This is a genomic window from Dellaglioa sp. CoH-57-MRSF-21 (genome assembly GCF_056781915.1).
The window spans coordinates 1-370 of the sequence record NZ_JBXAXU010000103.1; the positions used below are offsets into that span (position 1 = coordinate 1).

The following is a 370-nucleotide window of genomic DNA, read 5'->3' on the forward strand; positions in this document are numbered from 1 at the left end:
GATAAGAGCTACAAGTTTGAGGCGATGCTACGGGTGCTGCGCGCCAAGTTCCGTGACCCCGAGTTGCGGAAATGGCTGCTCGACACAGGTCAGGCTTACCTTGAAGAGACCAATACGTGGGGTGACATCATCTGGGGCCGGTGTAATGGCGTCGGTGAGAATCATCTTGGGCGTCTGCTCATGATAATTCGGTACGAGTTGCAACAAAGTTGTTGACATGTAGTAAATAGGTCGGTATAATTCATTTCGTCAGTTCTAGTTCAGTAGACAGAACGCCGGACCCATAGTCCGGATGTGCGTGGGTAAGAAACCCACGGAACTGACAGATGGGCCGTTAGCTCAGTTGGTTAGAGCAGCCGACTCATAATCG

At 51.4% G+C, this 370-nt stretch carries 1 protein-coding gene; it reads left to right on the forward strand.

The annotated features are described in order from the left end of the window. Window positions 1-216 (forward strand): hypothetical protein (locus AC1RPQ_RS08150; protein ID WP_481762284.1); only part of this gene is annotated, 216 nt, incomplete at its 5' end. Window positions 217-370: the final 154 nt, after the last annotated feature.